Origin of the sequence: Methanobrevibacter sp., assembly GCF_045541095.1 — an archaeon.
GTDB lineage: Archaea > Methanobacteriota > Methanobacteria > Methanobacteriales > Methanobacteriaceae > Methanocatella.
Genome location: NZ_JAZQIJ010000175.1, coordinates 1 through 6,413, shown reverse-complemented (window position 1 = coordinate 6,413; position 6,413 = coordinate 1). Strand labels below are relative to the sequence as shown.

At 37.4% G+C, this 6,413-nt stretch carries 8 protein-coding genes; 6 read left to right on the top strand and 2 right to left on the bottom strand.

Annotation, left to right across the window (positions count from 1 at the left end):
- Positions 1–90: 90 nt before the first annotated feature.
- Both ACKI2P_RS07330 and ACKI2P_RS07325 read right to left on the bottom strand, forming a co-directional pair.
- Entirely contained in the window at positions 91–888 is a 798-nt protein-coding gene (locus tag ACKI2P_RS07330; RefSeq protein WP_407376402.1) for an amidohydrolase family protein, read from the bottom strand.
- 129 nt (positions 889–1,017) lie between these two features.
- Positions 1,018–1,668, bottom strand: a complete 651-nt coding sequence (locus ACKI2P_RS07325) for a hypothetical protein (protein WP_407376400.1) — start codon at positions 1,666–1,668, stop codon at positions 1,018–1,020.
- 86 nt (positions 1,669–1,754) lie between these two features.
- On the opposite strand from ACKI2P_RS07325, the gene ACKI2P_RS07320 reads away from it, so the two are divergent.
- From ACKI2P_RS07320 to ACKI2P_RS07295, 6 genes are all read left to right on the top strand, one after another.
- On the top strand, positions 1,755–2,705 hold the full coding sequence (locus ACKI2P_RS07320; protein WP_407376398.1) for a malate dehydrogenase: 951 nt from the start codon (positions 1,755–1,757) through the stop codon (positions 2,703–2,705).
- A 23-nt stretch (positions 2,706–2,728) separates the two neighbouring features.
- Entirely contained in the window at positions 2,729–3,172 is a 444-nt protein-coding gene (dtd, locus tag ACKI2P_RS07315; protein ID WP_407376396.1) for a D-aminoacyl-tRNA deacylase, read from the top strand.
- Between the two features lie 71 nt (positions 3,173–3,243).
- Positions 3,244–4,161, top strand: a complete 918-nt coding sequence (locus ACKI2P_RS07310; protein ID WP_407376394.1) for a hypothetical protein — start codon at positions 3,244–3,246, stop codon at positions 4,159–4,161.
- A 4-nt stretch (positions 4,162–4,165) separates the two neighbouring features.
- Entirely contained in the window at positions 4,166–4,756 is a 591-nt protein-coding gene (locus ACKI2P_RS07305) for a zinc-ribbon domain-containing protein (protein ID WP_407376392.1), read from the top strand.
- A gap of 13 nt (positions 4,757–4,769) precedes the next feature.
- Positions 4,770–5,912: a toxic anion resistance protein gene (locus ACKI2P_RS07300; protein WP_407376390.1), complete on the top strand. Its 1,143-nt coding sequence runs from the start codon at positions 4,770–4,772 to the stop codon at positions 5,910–5,912.
- Positions 5,905–6,351 carry a hypothetical protein gene (locus ACKI2P_RS07295; RefSeq protein WP_407376388.1) on the top strand — a complete coding sequence of 149 codons (447 nt, stop codon included), beginning with the start codon at positions 5,905–5,907 and terminating at the stop codon, positions 6,349–6,351. Before ACKI2P_RS07300 ends, ACKI2P_RS07295 begins: the two co-directional genes overlap by 8 nt.
- Positions 6,352–6,413: the final 62 nt, after the last annotated feature.

Sequence of the window (6,413 nt, the reverse complement as noted above, 5' to 3'; positions counted from 1 at the left end):
AATTATAGTATACTTCAATTTATATATAGTAGATTTTCAGATATGAAATGTTTGTTTTTATGAATTTTTAAAATTAAAAAAAGAAAAGGACTATTCAAGCCCTAAAATTTTAGCTGCGTTCTTATATAATATCATTTCCCGTTCATCATCGGTCAAATCAAGTTTATCGAAATATTCCATTTCACTTTCTGATTCCCACATTGGATAATCAGTTCCCCAAAGCACCCTGTCGGCACCATATGCATGAATCAAATCGACTGCAGTTTCAGGTTTAAGGTCATATAAACTTGAACTTAAATCAACATAAAGGTTTGGAGTTCCGGCAAGTTTTTCTGTAGCTTCCTGCCATATGCTCCAGCCGGCAAAATGGGCTCCGATGAAAGTGATTTCAGGAAATTTGTCCAAAAATGGTTTGATGTGTTCTGGATTGGAATAATTGTATCTGTAGTCTCCGCAATGAACAAGCATTGGAACGCCTCCTTCACGAACTATCTCTCCTATTTTGAATGCGCGTTCATCATTCATTGCAAACTGCTGAAAATCGGGATGCAGCTTGACTCCTTTAAGACCCAGTTCTATCAGATAATCGAAATCACCCTGGATGTCTTCGCTGTCAGGATGAAGGGTTCCGAAACCTGTGAACAAATCAGGATTTGAATCAACAACACTTGCAATGAATTCGTTGATTGACTTTACCTGTTTTGGAGTGGTTGCAACTGAATGGACAAGATAGTGTACAGTACCTACTTTTTCACCATCTTTAAGCAGGCCATCAATCTTGCCGTTCAATGACATGTCCAAATCATAAAAGTCTCTAATTCCAATAACTGCCTTGTCTGCAATTTTTTCCGGATAAATGTGACAATGAGCATTAATAACTTTTTGCATTAAAATAAACCACCTTAATAATCTAGATAAATATTTGAATTTCATCCATAATATAGTTAATTTTTTAGTCAAATTTTTCAATACGGCCATTCTGTTTAAACAGTATGGTACTTTGTGAATGAAAAAAATCTAATATAATTTTTCGCCGGTGTATTCATTTTCTTCAGTGTAGATTCTAATCAGTCTGTCAATCAAATCGTCATACATCAGCCTGTGGCCGATGGCTCCTCCCTGTGGAGTTTTGACATTGTTCAGACTTAAATCTGAAAACTCCCCGCAGTTGTTGATTATATACCACATGCCGTGAGGGGTGTAGATAAAAAGTTCCCCTTCACCGTCTTTTGATCTTGTCTTGAAGCTGTCCTGAGGGTCATAAATTTTTGTTGAATGAACCGCCAGTCTGGATAAGTCCTGCTGAGGACGTGTACCGGTCTGCTGAAAGAGCATTACAAGCCATTCGTATGACTGGTCTATGAGATTTGACTTTTTAATCGGATCTGCAAATGCTTCCTTTATTTTATTCTGTCTTTTTTCAAGGGTATTTGTAATTCCAAGTATTTCCTCTACTTTTGCAACATCTTTTTCAAGACATCTCCATCCTTCAGGCCGTCCGGTTACCTGAACGTTTCCTTCAACGAAATCCATCCTTTTGAATTTTCTGAAATATGGCTTTACCTTTTCAAATTCCTCATCTGGAATCTTTTTGTTAAGTCCGTAAAGGTAGCCGTATTCGTTTGCGTCATAACATTTTGTTTCTAGTTTCAGTTCTTCATCTGCCATTTCATCACCTAAATGGTATTTGATTATATTATTTGTCATTGATATATTTAGTAATTTATTTTTATTATGAACGCCAATATTATAATATGGTAAAAGTAACTATTATGGGTTCAACCGGTGTAATAGGAAAGAACGTTGCATTCACACTGGCAAGGGCCGATACAGTAGATGAAATAGTTTTGTTTGCAAGACCTCAAAGTGTCGAAAAGGCCAGAGGCGAAACATTTGATATGTACGATGCACTGGCGGCTGAAGATATTGACTGTACTTTGACTCCAACAAGTGACTATAGTGATATTGAGGGTTCAGCCATCGTACTGATTTCTGCAGGCATTCATCGTGAGGAGGGAATGAACAGACGTGATTTGGCAATTCCAAACTCTGAAATCGTATATGAATATGCCAAAAACGTTGCAATCCACTCTCCGGAAAGCATAATACTAGTTGCAACCAATCCTGTTGACGTGATGACAACTGTCGCCCTTAAGGCTTCAGGTTTTTCAAAAACAAAGGTTATAGGAATTGGAAACCACCTGGATTCACTAAGGCTCAAGGCATATTTCTCAAGACAAATCAACATCAACAGTTCTGAAGTTCACACAAGGGTTATCGGAGAGCATGGGGATAATATGGTTCCTCTTTTAAGTTCCACAACCATTGGTGGTATTCCGTTGAAGTATTTCACAAAGTCTGTGGATATGGAAGTTCCAAGACTTATCAAAAGGCTTAGAAAGGCTGGAAATACCATAATATCCAAAAAGGGAGCAACTGAATACGGTCCATCTTTTGCGATTTCAAACCTGATTTCAACAATAATAACAGATTCCCACAAGATTCTGACAGTTTCATGTTATCTTGAGGGTGAAGTTGGAGATGTCCATGATGTTTCCCTTGGCGTTCCGGTAGTACTGTCCAAAAAAGGAGTTGCAATGATTGTTCCTATTCATATGAACGATTATGAACTGAACAAGTTTGCCAATGCAGCAAACATTGTTAAAGAATCAACAGATGAGGTTCTCGAGCATCTCAATTTATAATAACTTTCAAGGTGAATGGTAAAATGAAATTGGTTGTTCAGAGGGTAACAAATGCCAGCGTTGAAGTTGACGGTGAAATAACAGGCGAAATTGCTGAAGGTTTGATGGTACTGGTAGGTTTTGGAGAAAACGACTCTGAAAAGGAAGCGGACTATCTGACTAGAAAACTGGTGAAGCTAAGGGTATTTGAAGATGAAAACGGACGCATGAATAAATCGGCACTGGATATTGGAGCAAAACTGCTTCTGGTTCCACAGTTTACCTTATATGGTAAGGTTAAAAAATACAGGCCTTCATTTCACCATGCAATGGAACCCGGAAGGGCAAGCGAACTCTTTGACTATTTTGTTGAAAAATGCCGAGAGCACGTTGAAGTTCAAACCGGAGTTTTTGGAGCATTCATGAAAGTGAATCTCCTCAATAATGGTCCTGTTACAATCCTTCTTGAAAAGGAATTCGACGAATAACCACAATTTGCAAACACATTTAAATACTAGAATGTTAATATAATAATTGATAATATCAGTGGGGAGTATAAATGTCTGGTGGAATTACCAAAGCTCAGGAAATAAAGAGGTTGACCACACCATTGGTTTTCAAGGATTCAAAAGCATATGACTGCGAAGGCAATATGATCAGCTGTGTGGAAACATTGTCTGATGTTAAATTCATTATTGAGCCTAGGGAAGGTATTTTGAGTGATGATGAAATAATGCAGTATGCGCCCGAGTCAAAAAAAGCCAGTGAAATCAAGCTGAGACGTGGTTACGGTACTGTTCAGGATGCGCTTTTAGTACATGAATCCCTTCCATGGATGATGGGGCTGTATTATTTAATTCTACTTTCAATAGCTTTCATGGTAGTGTATGCCAAAAATACTCTTCTTACATTTATAATTCTTATATTATTTATCATACCCCTGCTTTACGCTTATCGTGCAATGAACCTTAAGGGATACAGGCGAAAAGCCAAAAAGGTTCAAAAATCCAAACCTGTTCAGGAAACTAAAAACAAAGAAGTTGAAAAACAGGAAGTTCAAATTGAAGATGCTTCACTTGATTCACTTAAGGAATATGATGTTGAAATCAACAACCTCAAGGTGCTTTTCGATGTCAAGGAAGGTGTTGTTAGGGATTTAATCGACAAAAAATTCGAACCTCCTCAAATAACCCACGATAAGTTCACATCAATGATTGACAGTTGCCATAAGCTATTCTACAACCAGGTGGATTCAGCCCAAAACATTACAAAACTGGCTGTCGAGGACACACCAAGGATAAGGGATGAGCTTGACGGCAAAGTCAGGAACATGAAAACGATCATAAATCAGATTGAAGATTTAACTAACGAACTGGTAATAAACATCAGTTCGGATTCACAGTCAGAAAATGACGTCAAAATCTTATTGGATGATATGGAAAATTTAATAGATTCGGTAAAGGATTATAAAGAGTGATAAAATGTCAAAAAAATGTCCAAACTGTGATGAAAGTGTTCCGGATAATGCGCATTTCTGTGCAAATTGCGGATACGATTTTGTTGACAAGGATTCCTCTGGATCTTCAGGAGGAGGACTGTTTTCAGATGGTAAGGTATTTCTGGTTCTGATAGCAGTCGTGGTTGTTGTAGGAGCTTTCGCATTGGCTTTCACCCTCGGCGGAAATGACTCTTCAAATCCGCAGGTCGTTGAGGATAACGTGGAACATGTTCAGTTAACTATAAGTGATGTAAGTGGATATATGGGGTCAAATAATGGAAAAACATATTATTCACTATGGACCGAGGCACTGTTCACTCATGTTCCCTCAAAGCAGGACGGTTATATTATAAAAACCAAGTATTGTGATGCAAATGACACTGTTCTCGGTCAGGAAACTGAGACTCTTGCAAATGCATATTATGATACTGATTATCCGATTTCATTCGGACACCTTACAACCTATAAAAAACCGAATCTGGATCATGTTAAAGTAGAGATAATTAAAGACGGAAAAACTATAGATACATATACAGAAGATATAAACCAAGCAAAAATTAGCTTTTTAAACTAAATGGTGATGAAAAATGGCTGAATTTTCTTTAGATATAGATGAAATCAAAAATGATGTTGAAACTACCCTTAAAGAGGAAGAAAAAAAATTAGAAAATTCTAATTTAAAAACCCAGGCAGACAAAAATGCCGTTGCAATATTTGATGCCGACTTTGACAATCCTCAGGAAAGGGAAAGCATCCTCAAACCACTTGAGAACTTCGGTATGAGCGACATGTCCAAATCCGCCAGCAGAAACGAAATGCTTGCAACAAAAGTTGTGGACTTGTCCAAAGGCGGAAAGGATGCGGAAAATATCGGTGACAAACTAGCAGAGCTCAACAGACAAATGAAGGAACTTGACCCAAGTAAAGTCGATTTTGCCAAAAAAGGTGTTCTTGGAAACATCCTCAATCCTGTCAGAAAATACTTTGAAAAGTATGAAAAGGCAGAAGGAGCTATTTCAAACATCATGGATTCACTTGACAACAGCAGTAAAGTACTTCAAAACGACAACACAACCTTGCTCAATGAGGAAACCTACCTGAGGGAGGTTACAAACAAACTTCTCGCAGACATTGAACTTGGTAAACAGATGGATGCATCAATTGAATCCCAAATTCAGGAAGCTGAAATAAACGGTGTCGCACCAGACAAGATTGCATTTGTAAAAGAGGAAATCCTTTTCCCTTTAAGGCAGAGAATTATGGATATGCAGCAGATGATTGTTGTTAACCAGCAGGGTATAGTTTCATTGAATGTCATCAGAAGAAACAATAAGGAACTTATCAGAGGTGTCAACAGGGCTAAAAACGTCACCCTTTCAGCATTAAGAACTGGTGTAATTGTCGCAAGTGCATTATATGACCAGAAGCTTGTGATGGACAAGATATCTATCCTCAACCAGACAACTGAAAACATCATAGAAACCACATCACATATGCTTAAAGAACAGGGCAGTGAAATTCAAAAGCACAGTGCTGAGACAATGATATCTCCTGACGTTTTAAAAGCATCATTTTTAGAAGCCCTTCAGGCTATTCAGGATGTAAGCACTTATAAACAGGAAGCCCTTCCAAAAATGAAGGAAACAATTGACCTTTTCTCTGATATGGCCGTTGATGGTCAGAAAGTTGTCGAAAAGATTGAAACAAACAACAGCAGTTTAATTGAATAATATGAATGTCATAGAAAAAATTAAAAAATCATGGTGGGTAATCCTTTCATTCATTATCTTTTTTAATGGATTTGGATTCATATACATCGCACTTCGTGAGAACAACAAGAACTGGTTAGTCGAGGGTATAATCTATGAACTGCCATGGTTTATTTATTTATTGTTCTATGGAATCTATGGTATTCCATTGCATTACCTGACTCCGAGCCATTTCATCTTACTTTTGGCAATTTTGCTTATGTTTGTAGGCATCATCAGATCAATTTGGGTTGCGGTTAAACTGGCCGACGTGTATGACAACGAAGAAAAATACGCCATTCAGGTAACAGAACTTAAAAGACCCGACAGTGATGATAAAAATGAGAATACATTGGCTTCATTGGGTTGCTGTTTGTGCATGATAGTTATATTTATCGTATTTGTGATTATAGTATTGTAGTTTATATAATGAGTGAAGATTTTTTTTCTTCTTGTATAAATTCAAATTACTCCATTTTTATT